Annotated in this window: 13 protein-coding genes and 1 tRNA gene; 12 read left to right on the top strand and 2 right to left on the bottom strand. The window is 46.2% G+C overall.

What is annotated here, in order from left to right; translation table 11 throughout:
* The first annotated feature begins 31 nt into the window (after window positions 1-31).
* The 3 genes from trpB to CIK96_RS07275 are packed head-to-tail and all read left to right on the top strand — an operon-like array spanning window position 32 to window position 3,217.
* Window positions 32-1,240 carry a tryptophan synthase subunit beta gene (gene trpB / locus CIK96_RS07285; protein WP_094440174.1) on the top strand — a complete coding sequence of 403 codons (1,209 nt, stop codon included), beginning with the start codon at window positions 32-34 and terminating at the stop codon, window positions 1,238-1,240.
* The gene (locus CIK96_RS07280; RefSeq protein ID WP_094390517.1) at window positions 1,227-2,651 is read left to right on the top strand and encodes an anthranilate synthase component I family protein; all 1,425 of its coding nucleotides are present in this window, start codon (window positions 1,227-1,229) and stop codon (window positions 2,649-2,651) included. The genes trpB and CIK96_RS07280 overlap by 14 nt, the downstream gene beginning before the upstream one ends.
* On the top strand, window positions 2,648-3,217 hold the full coding sequence (locus CIK96_RS07275; RefSeq protein WP_094390516.1) for an aminodeoxychorismate/anthranilate synthase component II: 570 nt from the start codon (window positions 2,648-2,650) through the stop codon (window positions 3,215-3,217). Before CIK96_RS07280 ends, CIK96_RS07275 begins: the two co-directional genes overlap by 4 nt.
* A gap of 166 nt (window positions 3,218-3,383) precedes the next feature.
* On the opposite strand, the gene CIK96_RS07270 is transcribed toward CIK96_RS07275, so the two are convergent.
* Window positions 3,384-5,879 carry a GH36-type glycosyl hydrolase domain-containing protein gene (locus tag CIK96_RS07270; RefSeq protein ID WP_094390515.1) on the bottom strand — a complete coding sequence of 832 codons (2,496 nt, stop codon included), beginning with the start codon at window positions 5,877-5,879 and terminating at the stop codon, window positions 3,384-3,386.
* A 40-nt stretch (window positions 5,880-5,919) separates the two neighbouring features.
* Window positions 5,920-7,980: an acetate--CoA ligase family protein gene (locus CIK96_RS07265; RefSeq protein WP_094390514.1), complete on the bottom strand. Its 2,061-nt coding sequence runs from the start codon at window positions 7,978-7,980 to the stop codon at window positions 5,920-5,922.
* A gap of 112 nt (window positions 7,981-8,092) precedes the next feature.
* Between CIK96_RS07265 and CIK96_RS07260 the strand changes: the two genes are divergently transcribed.
* From CIK96_RS07260 to CIK96_RS07220, 9 genes are all read left to right on the top strand, one after another.
* Complete coding sequence (locus CIK96_RS07260) at window positions 8,093-9,418, top strand: MATE family efflux transporter (protein ID WP_094390513.1); 1,326 nt, start codon at window positions 8,093-8,095, stop codon at window positions 9,416-9,418.
* A gap of 375 nt (window positions 9,419-9,793) precedes the next feature.
* Window positions 9,794-15,214, top strand: coding sequence for an alpha-2-macroglobulin family protein (locus CIK96_RS07255; RefSeq protein WP_094440173.1), 5,421 nt, complete (start codon window positions 9,794-9,796; stop codon window positions 15,212-15,214).
* A gap of 14 nt (window positions 15,215-15,228) precedes the next feature.
* On the top strand, window positions 15,229-16,323 hold the full coding sequence (locus CIK96_RS07250) for a DUF1573 domain-containing protein (protein ID WP_094440172.1): 1,095 nt from the start codon (window positions 15,229-15,231) through the stop codon (window positions 16,321-16,323).
* Window positions 16,324-16,413: 90 nt separating this feature from the next.
* Window positions 16,414-17,520 carry a methylmalonyl Co-A mutase-associated GTPase MeaB gene (gene meaB, locus CIK96_RS07245; protein ID WP_094440171.1) on the top strand — a complete coding sequence of 369 codons (1,107 nt, stop codon included), beginning with the start codon at window positions 16,414-16,416 and terminating at the stop codon, window positions 17,518-17,520.
* The gene (locus tag CIK96_RS07240) at window positions 17,517-18,455 is read left to right on the top strand and encodes a 4-hydroxy-3-methylbut-2-enyl diphosphate reductase (protein WP_254046305.1); all 939 of its coding nucleotides are present in this window, start codon (window positions 17,517-17,519) and stop codon (window positions 18,453-18,455) included. The genes meaB and CIK96_RS07240 overlap by 4 nt, the downstream gene beginning before the upstream one ends.
* Before the next feature lie 220 nt (window positions 18,456-18,675).
* Window positions 18,676-19,404, top strand: coding sequence for an energy transducer TonB (locus CIK96_RS07235; protein ID WP_158214624.1), 729 nt, complete (start codon window positions 18,676-18,678; stop codon window positions 19,402-19,404).
* Window positions 19,405-19,435: 31 nt separating this feature from the next.
* A complete protein-coding gene (locus tag CIK96_RS07230; protein WP_371327163.1) occupies window positions 19,436-20,413 on the top strand; it encodes a polyprenyl synthetase family protein in 978 nt (325 codons plus the stop codon).
* The gene (locus tag CIK96_RS07225; RefSeq protein WP_094440266.1) at window positions 20,413-21,204 is read left to right on the top strand and encodes a TatD family hydrolase; all 792 of its coding nucleotides are present in this window, start codon (window positions 20,413-20,415) and stop codon (window positions 21,202-21,204) included. The genes CIK96_RS07230 and CIK96_RS07225 overlap by 1 nt, the downstream gene beginning before the upstream one ends.
* A 133-nt stretch (window positions 21,205-21,337) precedes the next feature.
* Window positions 21,338-21,425 (top strand) — tRNA-Ser (locus CIK96_RS07220).
* Window positions 21,426-21,643 lie beyond the last annotated feature (218 nt).

Below are 21,643 nucleotides of genomic sequence, written 5' to 3'. Positions count from 1 at the left end.
ACCATTATCCATACTATAACATCTATACAATATGAAATATCAAGTTGACGAGAAAGGATTCTTCGGAAAGTTTGGCGGAGCCTACGTTCCCGAAATCTTATATAAATGTGTAACTGATTTGCAGCAGGCTTATCGCCCTATTCTGGAAAGTGAGGACTTTCGCCGCGAATACTATGCGCTGTTGCGTGATTACGTAGGACGTCCGTCACCTCTGTACTATGCTAAGCGCATGAGCGAACGATATGGTTGCCAACTCTATCTGAAACGTGAGGATTTGAACCATACTGGTGCACATAAGATTAATAATACCGTGGGACAAATTCTGATGGCTAAGCGTATGGGGAAGACGCGCATTATTGCTGAAACCGGTGCTGGACAGCATGGCGTGGCAACGGCAACGGTATGTGCCCTGATGAATATGGAGTGTGAGATATTCATGGGAGCAACTGACGTAGAGCGTCAACATACTAATGTGGAACGTATGCGCATGCTGGGCGCCAAAGTACATCCTGTACGTACTGGCAATATGACATTGAGTGATGCTTGTTCAGAAGCTATTCGCGACTGGTGTTGTCATCCGCAAGATACCTTCTATATAGTAGGTAGCACGATGGGACCACATCCTTATCCTGATATCGTTGCCCGTTTGCAGAGTGTTATCAGTGAGGAACTCAAAGTACAATTGGAAGAAAAGGTTGGTCGTGACTATCCTGACTATCTTATTGCTTGTGTGGGAGGTGGTTCAAATGCCGCAGGTACTATCTACCATTATATTGATGACGACCGCGTGCAAATCTATCTGGCTGAGGCCGCCGGACATGGTATTGATACCGACTATACTGCCGCCACAATGCACTGTGGTACCGAGGGAATCATACATGGCGCACGAACTTTGGTGATGCAGACCGATGGTGGACAGATTAAAGAGGCCTTTACCATTAGTGCCGGACTGGACTACCCTGGTATTGGACCGATGCATGCAGATTTAGCAACGCGTGGCAGAAGCCATATTTTGGCTGTCAATGATGATGAGGCCATCTATGCCGGTTATGAACTGACTCGTATGGAGGGTATTATTCCTGCTATCGAGAGTGCTCATGCTGTTGCGGCACTTGCCAAAATGAAACATTTGTTCAAACCCGATGATGTGGTGGTGCTGACCGTCAGCGGACGCGGTGATAAGGATGTGGAAACCTATCTCAGTAACAAATCAATGGCTAAAGAATATGGAAACTTTTAACTATACAACCTATTGTCGGCATATTCTGGCCGACCTGCATACACCCGTTGGGGTCTATATGCGCTTGCGAGACCTCTATCCACAGTCGGCGCTGATGGAGAGCTCTGACTATCATGGTAATGACAATGCGCGTTCGTTTATTGGTGTTCATCCTTTGGCAAGTATTGCTATAGGACATGGAGTGGTGACCTGTAAATATCCCGATGGTACCAACCAACAGAAAACGCTACCACGAACCGATGATGGAGACCGTTGCAAACTGGCTATCGCCGATGCCATTGACCGTTTTATACATTCGTTTCACGTTTGTGGAGAAGGACAGGAATACTGTGGACTCTATGGCTTTACGTCGTTTAACGCTGTGCGCTATTTTGAGAATATTGCTGTGCGTGACACAACGATGGAGAAAAATGATGCCCCAGATATCTATTATGTGCTCTTCCGCGATGTTATTGTGTTCGACCATTTTAACAATACCATGACGCTTGTCACACTTGGCGAACGACCTGATGATACATCTGAGATGGATATGTTGCTGCGCGCCATCAACAAGGCGTCGGTCAAAGCCTATGATTTTCATCCTGTTGGTGATACAACATCTACGTTGACCGATGAGGAACATAAGGCTAACATCCGTCGATGTGTGGAACATTGTATGCGTGGAGATGTGTTTCAGATAGTAGTCAGTCGCCGTTTTGTACAGCGCTATGAGGGTGATGACTTCAAACTGTATCGCGCTTTGCGTAGCATCAATCCTTCGCCCTATTTGTTCTACTTTGATTTCGGTGGGTTTCGTATCTTCGGTTCCTCACCCGAAACCCATAACCGCATCGTGGGCAATAAGGCTTATATCGATCCTATTGCTGGCACAACCCGTCGTACAGGCAATACAGAACAGGATCGGAAGAATGCCGAGTTTCTACGTAACGACCCAAAGGAGAATGCCGAACATGTCATGTTGGTTGATCTGGCACGTAATGATCTGAGCCGCAACTGTCATGATGTCAAAGTTGATTTCTATAAGGATATGCAGTTCTACAGTCATGTCATTCATCTTGTCAGCCGTGTTAGCGGTACGCTTGACGAGGGAGCTAATACCATCCGTACCTTTATCGATACTTTTCCTGCGGGTACATTGAGTGGTGCGCCTAAGGTACGTGCCATGCAGATTATAAGCGAACTGGAGCCCCATAATCGTGGAGCCTATGGCGGATGTATAGGTAGTATATCGCTCAATGGCGACTTAAACCAAGCTATTGTCATCCGAACCTTTATCAGTCGCAATGGCGAACTGTGGTTCCAGGCTGGAAGTGGTGTGGTTGCCAAGAGTAATGACAACTATGAGTTAGAAGAATGTAATAATAAACTGGGTGCCCTTGTCAAGGCCATCCGAATGGCAGAAGAATTATGAATATAGTGATTATTGACAACTACGACTCGTTTACCTACAATCTGTCTCATCTGTTGAAGGAGTTGGGAGCAACAGTCAGCGTAGTACGTAACGACCAGTTTCAATTGGAACAACTGGAACAATACGATAAGATTATCCTCAGTCCCGGACCGGGTGTTCCCTCTGAGGCAGGTTTGTTGCTGGCAGTTATTCGTCATTATGCTGGTCGCAAACCTATACTTGGTGTGTGTCTGGGTCATCAGGCTATTGGCGAAGTGTTTGGTGGTAAGTTGGCCAATCTTTCGGAAGTGTATCATGGAATCGCCACTCCTTGCAGTATTGTGGCAGATGATCCGATATTCCGCGGATTGCCTCGTCGCATAGAAGTTGGACGTTATCATTCATGGGTGGTTGATCGTGAGAATTTTCCTGATTGCTTAGAAATAACTGCCGAGAGCGATGACGGTCAGATTATGGCACTTCGCCATAGGCAGTATGACATTCGCGGCATTCAGTTTCATCCAGAGAGTGTGCTGACTCCCGATGGGCATGCTATGCTTGCCAATTGGTTAGAACTAGGTAAATAATCGGAATTCCAGTTGACTATATGCTGAAGAAAGAGCCAGTCTGATGTTGTTCAGACTGGCTCTTAAGTTAGATTGACCATTGTATCGAGCAACTGTTGGGATAGCTTGACTGCCAATTACGATGCTCTATTTGAATTGGATACCGTGGTCTATTGATTGTTGTGTATTATACCATTTCCACAACTACAGCGTGCTTACCTGCTGTGCAGGGGATGACGTTTCCTTCGATGGGTTGACCATCAACGGTAATCTGTTTCACACCCTTCTCGCTTCCGCGTGGGTTTTTGACTACGATGTCAAATTCGGCTCCGCGTAGAATACGTTTGATGCTATATTCCTTCATGTCTGATGGGAGACAAGGATCGATTTCAATACCATCGTATGTAGGCTTGATACCCAATAGGAACTGACTGACTGTGTACCACATCCATGCGGCAGTACCGGTCAACCATGAGTTCTTTCCTTCACCGGGTTTAGCAGCATCTTTACCTGCCACCATCTGACAGTTGACGTATGGTTCAACCTTGTGGAGGTCTTGGTCTTTGATGTACATAGGACAAATCTTGCGGAAGAGTTCCCATGCATCGTTACCGCGTCCTGCAACAGTTTCTCCGATGATAACCCATGGGTTGTTGTGACAGAAGATACCTGCATTCTCTTTATATCCTGCGGGGTATGAAGAAATCTCACCCATTTCCACATGATAGGTGGTGTATGCGGGATTGTTGAGCACCATACCGTGTTCGCAGTCGAGATATTTCTTGCAGGAGTCGATTGCTTTGTCGCACATGCCTTCTTCAAGTCCGATGCCTGCCATGGTGCAGAATCCTTGTGACTCGATAAATATCTTTCCTTCCTCGTTTTCGTTAGAACCAATCTTGTTGCCATAGAAGTCGTATGCACGCAGATACCATTCGCCATCCCATCCGTGTTCCTTTACGGCCTTCACCATATTATTAATATGTCCGAGTGCACGATCTGCTTCTTCTGGCTTGCCAATCTGTTTGCAGAGTTCTACATACTGTCTGCCGCAGAGTACAAAGAGGCCGGCAATCATGAGGGATTCTGCCTTTGAACCTTCTGTCTTGTTTTCGGTAGTTTGGAAACTCTCGTTGGGATCCCATGAGAAACAGTTCAGGTTGAGACAGTCGTTCCAATCTGCACGTCCGATGAGTGGTAGAGCGTGAGGACCGAGGTTGTTGACTACGTGGTTGAATGATATTTTCAGGTGCTCAAATAGTGTGACTTCTGTTCCAGGCTCGTTGTCCCAAGGTACCATTTCGTCGAGAATTGAGAAATCGCCCGTCTCTTTGATATAAGCAACTGTACCGAAGATGAGCCACATGGGGTCGTCGTTGAAACCGCCACCGATGTCGTTGTTGCCGCGCTTGGTGAGTGGTTGGTATTGGTGGTAGCATCCTCCGTCGGGGAATTGTGTTGATGCAATATCGATAATGCGCTGGCGTGCACGACTTGGTACTTGATGAACAAAGCCAACAAGATCTTGGTTGGAATCGCGGAATCCCATTCCACGTCCTACGCCGCTTTCGAAGAATGACGCAGAACGTGAGAAGTTGAAGGTAATCATACATTGGTACTGGTTCCAGATGTTGACCATTCTGTTCAAGTTCTCGTCGTCGCTCTTCACTACATACTTATCGAGTAGTTCGTCCCACATGGTGCGCAATTCAGCAAAAGCAGCCTCTACAGCCTCTACGGTAGCGAAGCGCTCGATGGTAGCCTTGGCTTTGGTTTTGTTGACGAGTGTCACGTCGCTATCCTGTGAAGAAATGAGTTCACCTTTTTTCTTGCGCTCGATATCTTCCTTGCAGAACTTTTCGTCTTGTTCGTTTTCTACATAGCCGAGGATGAAGATATAGTCTTTGGTCTCACCCGGTTTCAGTTCAACCTCGATATAGTGTGAGGCAATAGGGCTCCATCCGTGTGCCAGGCTGTTGCTTGGCTTGCCTGCCATGACACATTGTGGGTTTGAAAATTCGTTGTATAGTCCGATGAACGACTCACGGTCTGTGTCATATCCGTCGATTTTAGAATTAGCCACAGCATAGTATGCATAGTGGTTGCGGCGCTCTTTGTATTCTGTTTTATGGTAGATAACGCTACCGTCAATCTCCACTTCACCTGTTGACCAGTTGCGTTGGAAATTCTCCATGTCGGTAGCCGCATTCCACAGACACCATTCAGCAAACGAGAAGAGCTTGATACGCTTAGTTTCGTTGGTGGTATTCTTCAAGGTTACGCGCTGTACTTCAGCCCATGTCTTTAATGGAACGAAGAATAGTACGCTGGCTTCTATACCGTTCTTTGCACCAGTAATGCGTGTGTAGTTCATACCGTGCCGGCACTCGTAGAAGTCGAGTGGTGTTTTGCAAGGCTTCCATCCTGGGTTCCACACGGTATCGCCATCCTTGATGTAGAAGTAGCGTCCTCCGTTGTCCATTGGTACGCCGTTGTAGCGGTAACGTGTGATGCGGCGGAACTTAGCGTCTTTGTAGAAACTGTATCCACCTGCTGTGTTAGAGATGAGTGAGAAGAAGTCTTCGTTGCCCAGATAGTTTATCCAAGGAAACGGGGTCTTAGGGTCTGTGATGACATACTCACGTTGTTGGTCATTGTAGTGACCATAGAGCTTGTTTTCCATCGTCAATTGATTTTGATAGTTGTTAATATTATTTATTTCGTTATTTTTCTATAAGTATTCTTGCATCTACAGCCACTATATCGTCGGCGTCAGCCAGTAGTGGGTTGATGTCCATCTCTTTTATCTCTGTGGCAAAGCGCAGTAGTGTAGATAAGCGCACGATGATTTCTGCATACTTCTGCTCGTTGATGCCTTGTTGTCCACGTGTGCCTTTGATGATTTTATAGCCACGTAGCGAGCGTATCATCGAGTATGCTTCGCCGTATGATAGCGGTGCAAGTCCGCTTTGTACATCTTTCAATACTTCTACAAAGATACCGCCCAATCCGCAGAGCACTACGTGTCCGAATCGTTCTTCATACTTAGCGCCGATGAAGAGTTCGGTACCTTTCAGCATCTTCTGTACCATGACGCCTTGCGCATCTTTGATATTCATCATGCGGTCAAACTCCAATGCCAGATGTTCAGGAGTGCGGATGTTGAGTGTCACACCGCCCACATCACTCTTGTGTACGGGTCCTACTACTTTCGCCACTACTGGATATCCTGTGCGGTTGGCAAAATCGATTAGAGTTTGTTTGTCGTCGCTTACCATTTCGGGTACCATCGGTATTCCGGCACATTCCAGTAGTTGGTGGACGATGTCGGGTGACACATATCCGTTGTCGGTAATACCGCTAATGATTTCGCGTATCTTAGGCACATCCACGCCGAAGAGTTCTATTTCAGGTGGTGCTGGCTGTGGTGTACGCATCACTTGTGAGAGGGCAGTAGCCAAAGTCACCTCGTCGCTGAAGTTTACATGACCTTTTGCCAAGAACTCTGCCACTTCTGGTCCGGCGGTATGCAGACTGGGTAGGATGGGGAAGATAGGCTTCTTACACTCGCCAATCTTTTTGTGTAGTACCTCGTAGGCCTCATAGAGTGTGGTCAGACCTGGTGTTCCGTATATCACAGCAATGGCATCGATATTGTCGAAACGTTGATCGCAATAGTCGAGTGTAATACCCAATTGCTCTGGGGTTCCTGTTGCCAATATGTCGATAGGATTGGCTACTGACGAACCTGCAAACAACTGGCTCTTGAGTTCCTCTGCTACAGGACCTTCCAACTTGGGAACTTCCAGTCCGCCTTTAGATAATGCATCGGTCAGCATTACGCCTGGTCCTCCTGCGTGGGTGACGATGGCGAAGCGTTTGCCCGCCAATGGTGGCAAGGTGAAGATACATCCCACGGTGGTCAGTTCCTCACGTGAATGGCAGCGCACGATGCCTGCTTTACGGAAGAGTGCCTCTACTGCCGAGTCGCTACTTGCAATGGCACCTGTATGGCTTGATGCAGCTCTGCTTCCGCTTTCACTACTTCCAGCTTTGACAGCGGCAATGCGACATCCTTTGCGAATAAGTGATGAGGCATGGAAGAGCAGTTTGTCGGGGTTGGATATGTTTTCGATATAGAGCAGTTTGACTTTCGAGTCGGTGTTAGGGTCGAAGTGTTCGTCCATGTATTGAAGCACGTCTTCTATACCGATTTGTTTACCGTTGCCAATCGACCATACCGAGTTAAATTGTAGGCCTTTGATAACGGCACTCTCTAAGATGAATACGGCAGTAGCTCCCGAACCGCTGACGAAATCAACACCTTGTGGATTAAGCGATGGGATAGGTTTTGTAAACACACTATGATGATTTCTGTTGAGCAGTCCGATACAGTTGGGGCCGATGAGTGCTGCCCCATATCGCTCACAGGTGTCGAGTATGCGTTGCTCTCTTGCAGCTCCAGCTTTTGTCTCTTCACCAAAGCCAGCCGATATGATGATAAAGGCTTTTGTGCCTTTTTCGCTGGCAAGCAGTTCCACACTTTCTGGGCATAGTTTTGCTGGAATCACCAGTATGGCGAGTTCTGTAGGTGGCAGTTCTTTAGCATCGTGAAACACTTTGATGCCTTGTACTTCGTCTTCCTTTGGGTTGACAATACGTAGTGTGCCTTGATAGTTGCCTTGCAGGATATTACGCACGATGGCACCTCCTGGCTTGTGGACATTGTTTGAACCACCGATGACAACAATTGACTGTGGATGGAGCAGTTCTGGAGTAATCATAGTAGTAATATAGATTTAATTGCCTACAAAGTTACGATATAGTCGGCTAAATGCAAAGAAAAAAATGATTTTTCTTCGTGTTTTTTCTTCTTTTGATAGTACCTTTGCATGTATGAAACTTTCAAAGACAGACCAAAATATACTTCAGATAGCTCTGCCGGCTATTGTTACCAATATTACCGTCCCGCTTCTTGGCTTGGTAGATACTGCCATCGTGGGCCATATGGGGAGTGCGTCGTTTATTGGCGCTATTGCGGTGGGTAGTATGATTTTTAATCTGGTTTATTGGGTGTTCGGATTTTTGCGCATGGGAATGTCTGGAATGACCGCCCAGGCTCGTGGCCGTCGTCAGGTGGAGGATATTGTCAGGTTGTTGGGCCGCTCGGTAGCAGTTTCGTTGTCTATTGCTTCGTTGTTGTTGGTTTTTCAATGGCCGTTGCGTGAACTGATGTTGATGTTGATCCACCCCGGAGAAGGCGTCCGTCAACTGGCAGAAATTTATTTCAATATTGCGGTATGGGGAGCTCCTGCCGTGCTTTCGCTCTACGGATTGACGGGGTGGTTTATCGGCATGCAGAATACTCGCATTCCCATGCTGGTTTCTGTGGCTCAGAATGTTGTAAACATCTGTGCGTCATTATTCTTCGTCTATGCGCTCGACATGCAAATAGAAGGAGTGGCGTTGGGAACGGTCGTGGCACAATATGCAGGACTTATAGTGGCTGTATTGTCGTTGGCTCCGTCATTCTTTTTATATCGTGGTCGTAGGTCTTGGCGCCGACTGGGTCGTGGCTTTCGATGGCAATCGTTGCGGTCGGAATGGGGACGCTATTTCCGTGTAAATCGTGATATTTTCCTTCGTACGTTGTTCTTGGTAGGTGTCAATTTGTTCTTTACTTCGGCTGGCGCACGTCAGGGCGAAGTGGTACTTGCGGTCAATGCACTTTTGATGCAACTATTCTTACTGTTGTCATATTTTTTAGATGGATTTGCCTATGCTGGTGAAGCGCTTGGCGGCCGTTATTGGGGAGCTTCAGATGCAAATGCTTTCCATGATGTGGTGCGACGACTTTTCCGTTGGGGTGGGGCATTGGCTTTGCTCTTTTCGATTGTATATATTGTGGGTGGCGAACCGTTTTTGCATCTTCTTACGGATAATGTTTCTGTGGTGAAAGCATCCCGTTCGTATGTGGGTTGGGCTTATCTTCTACCCTTGGCAGGAGTGGCAGCTTTTGTTTGGGATGGTATTTTTATCGGAATTACCGCTACTCGAGCCATGTTGATTTCATCGGTTGTCGCAGCTATGGTGTTCTTTTTTACGGCATTATTGCTCATGCCACTATGGGGAAATCATGGCCTTTGGTGTGCGATGACCCTTTATTTGTTGACTCGTGGTTTGGTGCAGACCCTGTTGTTTTGTAACATAAGGCTAAAGTGAAGCCTCCTTTATGAGCCATTTGCTTTATGGCTCAAATAGTGTATCTATTTTCTGTTTATTAATGTGCTCTGTCTTCGGGATGCCTTCGGGATGTGTTCGGGATGCGCTTGGCCTACAAAAGTATGCCGTAAATCTCATGTAAGTCCCAAGTAAGTCCCATTTTCATGCGGAAAATAATTGGAGTTTGAAGGGAGGGTAAAGGACGGCAAAACTGATCAACGTCCGTATAGAAGTGAAACGAATTGAAACAAAAGAAATCGTCCTCATGTTGCTCGTATATTTGATAATAAAGGCAAAAAACTCGCCATTCGTGTTAAAACACTTTGTGTTTTGACTTTTTCTTTGTACTTTTGTGCTACTAATAACGCATGTGCGATGAAGAAATTAGCCTTTTTACTCCTCATAATGGTATTTTCTGTACTGACAAACGTGTCGGCGCAGACCTATCAGATGTTGTGGAAACAGGTGGAAGAAGCGCAGAAAAAAGATCTTCCGCAAACTGCCATTCGACAGCTGAAACCTATTCGTGAGAAGGCTTTGAAGGAAAAATCGTATGGCAATTTTTTGCGTTCCGCACTCCTGCAAACCAAATTGCAAACTGAAATAACTCCCGATTCGCTCCTCTCGGAGGTGCAAAAACTGGAAAACATAGCCAGCACTACAGCCGATAAGGTGCTTCGGGCCGTTTGTTGCGTTGTACTCTGTCAAATCTACGAACAGGAAACAACCGCTTTCGGAAACGATTGGAAAGCCAAAGCCGACAGTTGTAGGCACTTGGCAATGGCAAATCCTGCACTTTTGGCGCAAACTCCAACAGCCGATTACGCCCCATTTGTGCTTGATGCAAAGACAGTAGATGGCTTTGGTCACGATATGCTCAGCGTGGTGGCAGGCGAATTGGATGTGTGGACTGAGGCTCAAGCCTACTATGAACAAGCAGGTAACCGTCGTGCCGCATGTTTGGCAGCCTATTTCGCAGAACGAAGTCAGTCGGCGGACGATGTGGCTACGCTTGATTCGCTCATCAGCCGTTATGCGGAAGAGAAAGAAGTAGGATGGCTTGCGGTAGAGCGCGTCAGATGCATGATGCGCAATGAAGGGACTTCTACCATGCAGACCGTGGCTTATATCGACCAAGCCATAGAAAGATGGGGAACAGCCGACCGCTTGAAGGAGCTTCTGGTGTTTCGTCATGAACTAACAGCGCCGCAATATTCTGCCAATATTGATGAAACACTTTTCATTCCACATGTTTCACAAACCATCAGATTGCGCAATCTTCGACACCTCACATCGCTCACACTTCGGGTTTACCGCACAACTTTGCAGGGCGACAGTAAGGAGCGCATCATGGGACAAATCAACGATGAGGCCTATCGCAGAATACGCCAAGGCCTTGTAGAACAGAAGTCTGCCGCACAAACCCGTACCTTTGCGCCACGTCCTGAATACGAACTTTTTAACGACTCTATTACGTTGGCAGGACTTCCTGCAGGCATTTATCTATTGGAATTTTCTATTCCTGAAACAAAAGAAGTGCAGCGCCATTTGTGTTGCGTCAGCAATTTGCGTACTATGATTTTTGCACAACCCGATGGAAAAATGCGTTATGTGGTGGTTAATGCCACGACCGGACAGCCCGTTGCGGGAGCTAAGTTGCATATAGGTGACGGCAAAAAAAACATGCTGTTGACCACCAACGCAGCAGGCGAAGCATTTCGTACAGCCACCTCCAAGGACAATTGGACTCCACTTTTTGCCTATACTGCACAGGATAAGTATTGCCCGAAACTCTATAGTGAGCGCTATCCCTATGGTGGACAATCTACAGCCGACAATATCGTAGAACTCTTCACCGACCGTGCCATCTATCGTCCAGGACAAACCGTTCATGTGGCAGCCATTGCCTATCGGGTGGAAACCGACAAGCAGGCCCATGCGCTGAATGGAAAAACCTATACCTTGAAACTTTATGATGCACGAGGCAGAAATATCGCTGAAAAGCAACTGACTACCGATGAATATGGAAAGGCATCTTCCGATTTCCTATTGCCCGAACAGATGCTCACCGGCAATTGCCGACTCAATATGGGCGGTTGCAATCAGAATATTCGTGTTGAAACCTATAAACGACCCACCTTCGATGTGGCATTTGACGAGTATAAGAAACGCTATGCTGCGGGCGACACCATTACTGTGAGTGCAAGAGCAAAAACCTATTCGGGTGTGGCTGTACAGCAGGCAAAGGTTCGTTATCAAGTGCGCCGTCAGCAGTCATGGTGGTGGCGTAGTATGGATGGCGATAATGGCGTAGTGGCAACAGGTGAAACTACAACCGATGCCGATGGACTATTGAAGGTAAATGTTCCATTAGTATTATCGAAGAAAGAGGATAAAACTCCAAGATTTTATCAGTTTGTTGTAGAAGCCGATATTACCGATTTGCAGGGAGAAACCCGCCAAGCTACTATGTCGCTTCCGTTGGGAACACGGTCCTCTGTGCTTACTACAACCTTGCCTTCGAAAATCAGAAAAGACCAAAATACCCCATGGCGCATCAATCGTTTCAATGCTGCCGGACAAACTATCGGTGGAAAGGTGAAATACCGTATTGACCAAAACCCATGGCAGACCGTAGAAGCCAACGATACGGTTGGACAATCATGGACCGCTTATACGTCGGGCAAGCATCATCTCGAAGCCGTATGCGAAGGCGATACTTTGCAGCATGGTTTTGTGTTGTTCTCACTCGACGACCACCGTCCTGCCGTCCAGACCGACGAATGGTTTTATGTGAGTCACGATCGTTTCCCAGCTGACGGTAGTCCGGTAACCCTACAAGTGGGTTCTTCTGATGCAGACGTCTATATGGCCTACGAGATCTGTGTTGCCAATAAAGTGGTGGAAAAAGGTTTCCGCCGTGAAAACGGTACATTGTGGAATCGCAAACTGACCTACAAACCGGAATATGGCGACGGTATCCAGCTCTCGTTCGTATGGGTGAAAAATGGAAAATATCATCGCCATACAACCACTTTGTATGCACCGGAACCAGACAATAAATTGACTCTGCGATGGGAAACCTTCCGCAACCGTCTGCTCCCTGGTCAGCAGGAAGAGTGGAGACTGCATGTTGCAGACAGCAAAGGACGTTCGGCAACGGCACAACTCATGGCTGTGCTATACGATAAAAGTCTTGATGCACTCGCCAAACACCAATGGTCGTTCACTCCCCGCATTTATTATCAAGTGCCGTATGGCAACTGGAGAATCTTATACAGTTCCAGCCTTTTTCTCGATTACAGTCTTCCCTGTCCCTATGTTGTAAACGATATTCGCTCAGTTGGCGTGTTCGATCATTCGGTCTATCCCTATCGCATGATGGGAATGGTGTTGCGCTCGTTCGCTACAAATGGAATAAGAATGAAGGAAATGGCCAAACAGGTGGGGAGAGTATATGAGGCTGTAGAAGAAAGTGCAGACCGCATGGAGAGTGTTGTTATGGAATCGAAAATGAAGGACTCAGGAATGGCGAAAATTGACGAAAGCAATACGCACAAGCCTGTTGCCCTCCGCGAGAACATGACTGAAACAGCATTCTTCTATCCAACTCTCGCTACAGATACAGCAGGTATGGTAACTATTCGTTTCACCATGCCTGAGACGCTCACCACGTGGCGCTTCATGGGAGTAGCCCATACCAAAGACATCCGTACTGGATATATTGAGAGTGAGATTGTGGCACAGAAACAACTCATGGTAGAGACCAATCTGCCACGGTTTATTCGTGAGGGTGACAATAGCCAGTGGAATGTGCGCATTGCTAATCTCAGCAATAGTGTAGAGACAGGAACGGTGCGACTTGAACTGCTTGACGCTGAAACCGAAAAAGTGGTTTATACAGAAGATACCACATTTAGTGTCGATGCTGGAAAAAACACTTCTGCGACATTCCACTATCAGGCAGACGGAAATCACCCGCTCCTCATTTGTCGCATCATCGCCACTGGGCAAAACCATTCGGATGGTGAACAGCGCTATTTGGCTGTGCTTCCAGCTACCGAACGTGTCATCGTGACACAACCTATCACGCAATACGAAGCCGGAGGCATGACGCTGAATATCGACAAACTATTTGCCAAAACAGCAACACATCGCAAATTGACAATAGAATATACCAACAACCCTGTGTGGATGATGGTTCAGGCGTTAGCGGCAGCAGGACAACCCTCAGAGAAAAGTGCTATTGGACAAGCGGCTGCCTATTATTCCAATTTCCTTGCCAAGTCACTTGTTGACCGACTGCCGCAGGTAAAGCATGTGTTTGAACTATGGCGCCGCGAAACAGAAGAAACGAACTCGCTCCAAGCGCAACTGATGAAGAATCAAGAACTCCGCGACCTGTTGCTCGATGAAACACCATGGGCGACCGAAGCAGATAATGAACGCGAACAAAAACGTCAGTTGGCAGACTTCTTCAACGACTATAATGTCAGCAACAGACAGGAGCAGTACCGACAACAATTGCAACGTCTGCAAAATGCGGATGGAGGCTTCGCGTGGTATGAAGGTATGCGCTCCAACGACTATATTACGATGGAGGTGGCACAGATGCTCGCACGTCTGTCGCTCCTGACCGGCGAAGATAGTAGAACTAATGTCTTACTGCGTAAAGCCATGGACTATATGGACAAGGGAATGCTTGAAACCGTGACAGAACTCAAACGCAGAGAGGCAAAACGTGAGCGCATTACGTTCCCTGGAGATAATGCTTTCCGTTGGCTCTATGTCAACGCTATAAGCAAGCGCCAACTTTCAACATCGGTTCGCAAGGCAAGCGACTACCTTATAACATTATTGCGCAAAGAATCGAAGCGCATAAGCATCTATGGAAAGGCAATGCAGGCCATAATCCTTCATCAGCAAGGTTTGCATACGGAGGCAGCCAACGATGTGAAGAGCATCAAGGAATATTCAGTCTATAACAAAGAGGTGGGGCGCTATTTCGATACACCACGGGCATTCAATTCGTGGTATAGTTATAAGATTCCTACGGAGGTTGCGGCTATCGAGGCCTTGCACATGGTGTCTCCCGATGACGAAACAACCATCGAAGAGATGCGACGTTGGCTACTTCAGCAGAAACGTACCCAACAATGGGATACTCCTATCAATACGGTTAACGCCATCTATGCGTTCTTGCAAGGGAATGAACAGGTGTTGGCAACACCACAGCCGGTACAGATGGAGATTGACGGGAAGCCATTGGAACTGCCTAAGGCTACTGCAGGAATGGGCTATGTGAAAACAACTATTCAACCATCGGAAGGTAAGACTCTCACCATCCGTAAGCCAGACAATAACGCTTCGTGGGGAGCGGTCTATGCACAGTCCTTACAGCCCATTAAGCAAATTACTGCAACTAATGGGGCGTTGACCATAGAGCGTCAATTGGTGGGCGGACCAAGCATGTTGCACGTGGGCGACCGTATCAAGGTGCGTATTACCATTGAAACAAAGCGCAACCTCGACTTCGTTGAGGTGGTGGATAAGCGGGCGGCATGTCTCGAACCTGTCGGTCAATTGTCAGGATACCTTCGCGGAGCTTATTGCGCACCTAAGGATGGAGCCACACATTATTTCTTTGAAAAACTGCCAAAAGGCAAACATGTGATAGAAACAGAATACTATGTTGATAGAGCGGGATGCTATGAAACGGGAACTTGTACGGCACAATGTGCCTATGCCCCCGAATACCAAGCAACTGGCGCTTCGATGACACTCAATATTGAATAATAAAAAACAAAATAATGATTTTAAACAACAAAAGAAAGATAACAAATGGATGGCGATGGCTTGCAGCCTGTTGCCTGATGACAATGCTACCCATCGGGGCTATGGCACAGAAACTGATTGCCCAGAAAACTACAATAGATGTGGGTAAGACAGGATTCCAACAACCCGTTACTGCTGTCTTCGAGTTCAGAAACAAAAGCATAAGACGACTGAAAATCGAAAAGGTAGATCCAGATTGTAACTGTACAGTAGTAGAATATCCTAAGACCGTGGTTGGTATGGGAGAACGCTTCCAGATACGGATGACATACGATGCACGGATGCTTGGACATTTCGACAAGCAGGCAGCTATTATCAGTAATGGTACTAAGAAACCTGTATATATACGTATGAAAGGTGTCGTGCTGGCAGACTATCAAGATGTGTCGTGCAATTTCCCTATAGAGATTGGAGAATTGAGAACCGACAAAAATGAACTGGAGTTTGATAACGTCAACAAAGGAGAACATCCTATACAGCAGATACAAGTATATAATAACAGCGACAAGCCATGCCGTCCTAATCTTATGCACCTGCCATCGTATCTCTCTGCAACTGTCGTCCCTGAGAAAATCAACCCAGGACGTACCGCAACCATATCGGTCACGTTGCAGTCGGAAAAGGTCGGAGGATTCGGATTGACGCAATCAAGCATCTATCTCGCAACTAATCCGGGCGATAAAGCTACGGCAGACAATCTCGTTGGAGTATCTACAGTATTGCTGCCAGCATTCGAGGGAATGACATCTGAACTTAGAAAGTTTGCACCAAACATGCAATTGTCGAAAGAGAAGGTGGACGTGGTAATGGCAGGAAAATCAAAAAAGAGTGATGTCGTCAACATAACAAATACAGGACGAAGCGAATTGAAAATCTCGTCTATACAACTTTTTACCGTAGGATTGCGTGTGTCGCTCAATAAGCGAATTCTTAAACCGGGAGAAACCGCACGCTTGAAGATAACTGTATTGCGCGACCAAATTAAAAAGGCACGTACACAACCACGTATTCTGATGATTACCAACGATCCAGACCACTCGAAAGTCGTGATACCGGTTAGCGCAACTTGATAGTCAGCCTAACGGAAAAGCATGTGAGGCATTACAATGTAAAAGAAACTATTATTGACTAAAATATTCGTAACCCATAATTATCGATATATGGAACATCCCGAAAACAACGCAGAATTTGCAGGACTGCAAGTGAACGGTGGCGTAGAGCAGCCGTCTATCATCAATCCTTATCTCAAACGTAATAGATTCAAACGCCGCGAGCTGACTGCTGCCGAAATGGTGGAGGGTATCGTAAAAGGCGATGTGACTGTGCTCTCACAGGCTGTCACACTCGTAGAAAGTGTCAATCCTGATCATCAGGCTAAGGCACAGGAGGTTATCAATAAGTGTCTGCCCTATAGCGGCAATAGTATCCGTGTGGGTATAAGTGGCGTACCGGGGGCAGGAAAATCAACGTCTATCGACGAGTTTGGCATACATGTGCTGAAAGAGAAAGGTGGAAAACTCGCAGTATTGGCTATCGACCCAAGTAGCGAACGCTCTAAAGGTAGTATCCTTGGAGATAAAACGCGCATGGAGAAACTGTCTATTCATCCAGATTCTTTTATCCGTCCTAGCCCAACGGCAGGATCTTTGGGAGGAGTGGCACGTAAAACTCGTGAGTCGATTATCCTATGTGAAGCTGCTGGATTCGACAAAATCTTTGTAGAAACGGTGGGCGTAGGACAGAGCGAAACGGCTTGTCATTCTATGGTCGATTTCTTCTTACTCATACAGTTGGCTGGTACGGGCGATGAACTTCAAGGCATCAAACGTGGTATTATGGAAATCAGCGACGGTATTGTTATCAATAAGTGTGATGGCGAAAATGTTGATAAATGTCATCTGGCTGCAACCAATTTCCGCAATGCATTACACTTCTTCCCTATGCCTGAGAGTGGTTGGCTGCCCAAGGTACTATGTTATAGTGGATTCTATGGCTTGGGTATCAAGGAAATATGGGATATGATCTATGAGTATATCGACTTTGTCAAAGACAATGGATACTTCGACTATCGCCGCAATGAGCAGGCTAAATACTGGATGTATGAAAGTATCAACGAGCATCTGCGACTCAATTTCTATAATGATGCACTCATACAGAAACGAATGCAAGAGGCAGAAAAGGAAGTCTTGGCTGGACTGCAGACATCGTTTGTGGCTGCACAAAATCTGCTCGATTTGTATTTCGAACAACTCAAAAATGGTAAATGAAGAACGAACAACCGAAAATGAACAATTCGTGTGAAACAAAGGATTCCTCTACGTCTCCCGTAAAAAGGAATGACGGAGGAATCCAAATTGAAATAGACAAAGGGAGCGGCTTTTGTTTTGGTGTGACTACTGCCATAAAAAAAGCAGAGGAGGAACTGGCTAAAGGAACGAAGTTGTATTGTTTAGGAGACATCGTTCATAATGGAATGGAATGCGAACGATTGCGACAGATGGGACTTGTCACCATCAACCATGACGACCTTAGACAGTTGCACAACGTAAAAGTGTTACTTAGAGCACATGGCGAACCGCCAGAAACCTACGTCTTGGCACAACGAAACAATATCGAAATTATAGATGCAACCTGTCCGGTAGTATTGCAGTTGCAAAGACGCATCAAAAAACAATATGAGGCTGGCGGAGGACAAATTGTCATCTTCGGAAAAAATGGACATGCAGAGGTGCTTGGATTAGTGGGACAAACTCAAGGCGAAGCTATCGTCATTGAGAAATTCGACGATGTGAAGTGTCTTGATTTCGAACGAGATATTTATCTGTACTCACAGACTACAAAATCACTCGATGAGTTTCACCGCATTATTGACTATATTCAAGAACATATTCAGCCTAATGCAGTATTCCAGAGTTTCGATACTATTTGCAGACAGGTCGCTAACCGTATGCCTAATATCTCACAGTTTGCAACACACCATGACCTCATACTGTTTGTCTGTGGACGGAAAAGCAGTAACGGAAAAGTGCTCTATAACGAATGCCTGCATATCAATCCCAATTCGCATCTCATAGAAGGACCAGAGGAAATACAACCGGAATGGCTAGAAGGCATAGGAACCGTAGGCATTTGTGGAGCTACCAGTACACCAAAATGGCTTATGGAACAATGTCGTGATGCTATTGTTGCGTTGACAGATTAGGTACTCACGTTCTGAAAAGCTCAAATGGATTTGGTTTTTCGCTCACTTAATCGTACCTTTAATCCTTCGGATTTTAGGTACTCACGTTCTGAAAAGCTCAAATGAATTTGGTTTTTCGCTCACTTAATCGTACCTTTAATCCTTCGGATTTTAGGTACTCACGTTCTGAAAAGCTCAAATGGATTTGGTTTTTCGCTCACTTAATCGTACCTTTGCACAAATGGAACAGAAAAAGATACCACAGGTTGATCTCGATCACCAGCGAACCACAGGTTTCCTGTTGGGACTAGTACTGGTGTTGGCTCTGCTGTTTGTCTCACTTGAATGGAACAGTATGCCCAATGTGGAGACAGACGAAGATATGGATATCAGCGAACTGGTCCATGAAGACGAACTGGTGCCTATGTCCATCGAACAGCAGATGGCTGAGATGCCACCGGCCAGAGCCAAAGCAGAAGAGAGTGAACAACTGCGAGTGGTGGATGACAATGTGGAACTGGCTCATGAAGAGAAAAACGAGCAAGACGATACTGATGGCGATAAAAATGGGGAAGATGATTCTTCTGTACCACAGCAGGTGGATACAGAAGACCCAAAGGTGCTAACTCCTGTGGGTATCGACCCTAACAACAATCCCTTAATGTTTCGTATTGTGGAAGATCTGCCACAGTTTCCTGGGGGTGCCGTAGAACTGATGAAGTGGCTTACACGTAATCTGACCTATCCAAAAGTTGCACAAAGTCGCAAAACACAAGGCAAGGTGGTGGCTTTCTTCTATGTGGAGAAAGATGGAAAAATCACGGGAATAACCATCCATCAGTCGTTGTCGAAAGAATGTGACGACGAAGCACTACGAGTACTAAAACAGATGCCAAGATGGAAACCTGGCATTCAGAACGGCAAGCCATGCCGCACTAAGGTGTGCATACCTATCGTCTTTAAACTATAAAAAACTCTTGAAACAATAAAAACGAATAACAATGATACTATCATCAAACGAAATCCTTCAAGCGGTCAACGATTTCTTGGAAAAACTTCCGTATGACCGTAAACCACAGTCGCTCTATGACCCAATCCGATATGTGTTGTCGCTCGGTGGCAAACGTATTCGACCTGTGCTGATGCTGATGGCATACAACCTCTACAAGGATAAACCAGAGGACATCCTTATGCCTGCATGTGGATTGGAAACGTATCACAACTACACGTTGTTGCACGATGATCTCATGGACAATGCTGACCTCAGACGTGGTCATGAGACCGTTCACAAACGTTGGAATGCCAATACAGCAATTCTGTCGGGCGACTCAATGTTGGTCTTGGCCTATCAGCGCATGGCACAGGTGCCTGCTGAAAAACTGGCGCAGGTACTCGACTGCTTTACAGAGACTGCATTGGAAATAGGTGAAGGACAGGAATACGACATGGCATTTGAAACCCGAAATGACGTGCGCGAAGAGGAATATATCGAAATGATTCGCTTGAAAACTTCGGTGTTGTTGGCTTGTGCTACTAAGATTGGCGCTATATTGGCTGATGCACCAAAAGAAGATGTCGAAAATCTCTATCGCTTTGGTGAACGTATGGGACTCGCTTTCCAATTGCAAGATGACCTGCTTGATGTATATGGTGACTCAAAAGTATTTGGTAAGGCTATTGGTGGCGACATTACCTCTAATAAGAAAACCTATATGCTCATCAATGCTTTCAACCGAGCAACCGACAAACAACGTGCCGAACTGACTCGATGGGTTGAGGCCACTACATTCGATCGACAAGAAAAGGTTGCTGCCGTGACCAGACTCTACGATGAGATTGGCATACGTCAACTCTGTGAGGAGAAGATCAATGATTATTTCCAACAGGCAGCAGAGAGTCTTGATAAGGTTGGAGTTGATGGCGAACGAAAACAGATGCTCCGTCAGTATATGGATCAATTGCTTCATCGTAACAAATGATGCACTATACCGATACTCATACACACCTTGATGGCGAGGAGTTTCTAAACGACCTTGAGGCTGTTGTACAGCGCGCAAAGGACGCTGGGTGTCATCGAGTTCTTATTCCCGCTATCGACAGATCTTCGCTTGAGAGTGTGCCGGCTCTTTGTCTGCGCTATCCTGATTATGCCTTTCCTATGATGGGACTGCATCCGGAAGAGGTGAAGGCTGATTGGCATGATGTGTTAAGCGAAATGCACGAATCACTTCTAACCAATCCATCCTATATTGCAATTGGAGAGGTGGGGCTCGATTATTATTGGAGTCGTGAATTTGAAACAGAACAACTTGAAGTGTTCGAAGAGCAGGTTAGATGGTCTGTAGAGATGCAGTTGCCTTTGGTGATACATTGTCGTAAGGCACAAAACGAAATGGTGGCTATTCTCCGTCGATATGCCGACAAACTTCCTGGTGGCATATTCCATTGCTTCACAGGAAATGAGCAAGAGGCTCGTCAGTTGTTGGATTTTCCTGGTTTTGTATTGGGAATCGGCGGAGTATCAACATTCAAGAAAAGCCATCTGCCAGAGGTCCTTCCTGCTTGTGTTCCACTTGACCGTATCGTTCTTGAAACCGACTCTCCCTATATGGCTCCTGTTCCTCTTCGCGGTCAGCGCAATGAACCGGCATTCATTCAGCATATTATTAGAAGATTGGCAGAAGCGTATGGCGTTAGTGAAGAGCAGATATGTGAAGTCACTGAGTCGACAGTCTTGCGCATCTTCCCTCGTCTTGCCGCCTGTCAGTAGAATAACAGTCTATTTGTTGGTAAATAATGTGATTGTTTCGCATGGCGAAGTTGATGTTTGCGGGATATAAATATTCTGTCTTTTTCTTGCCAATGCAAAATAAAAGTAGTAATTTTGCATCCGCTAACGCAAAGGAGAGGTGCTCGAGTGGCTGAAGAGGCACGCCTGGAAAGCGTGTAACCGGCAAAACCGGTTCGGGGGTTCGAATCCCCCTCTCTCCGCTTTTCTATCATAAAGGGAATCAATCAGGTTCCCTTTTTGTGTGCTTGTTAGAAAACCTTTTAATAGAGTGCTGATATGGAAATATGTTTACGGCTCAATAGATTTTTCATAGGGGTAAATGAGTATGATTCATATGAAATGCTTACCTTTGCATCATGGAAGACAAAGGTTTGCTAATGTTGGCACGTATGGTGCTGCCCAAGGAAGTGCTTGACCA

The sequence above is a fragment of the Prevotella sp. P4-98 genome (assembly GCF_002251405.1).
In the GTDB taxonomy this organism is placed as follows: domain Bacteria; phylum Bacteroidota; class Bacteroidia; order Bacteroidales; family Bacteroidaceae; genus Prevotella.
Note: the sequence above shows the minus strand (reverse complement) of the source record. Positions and strands in the feature narration are given on the sequence as shown.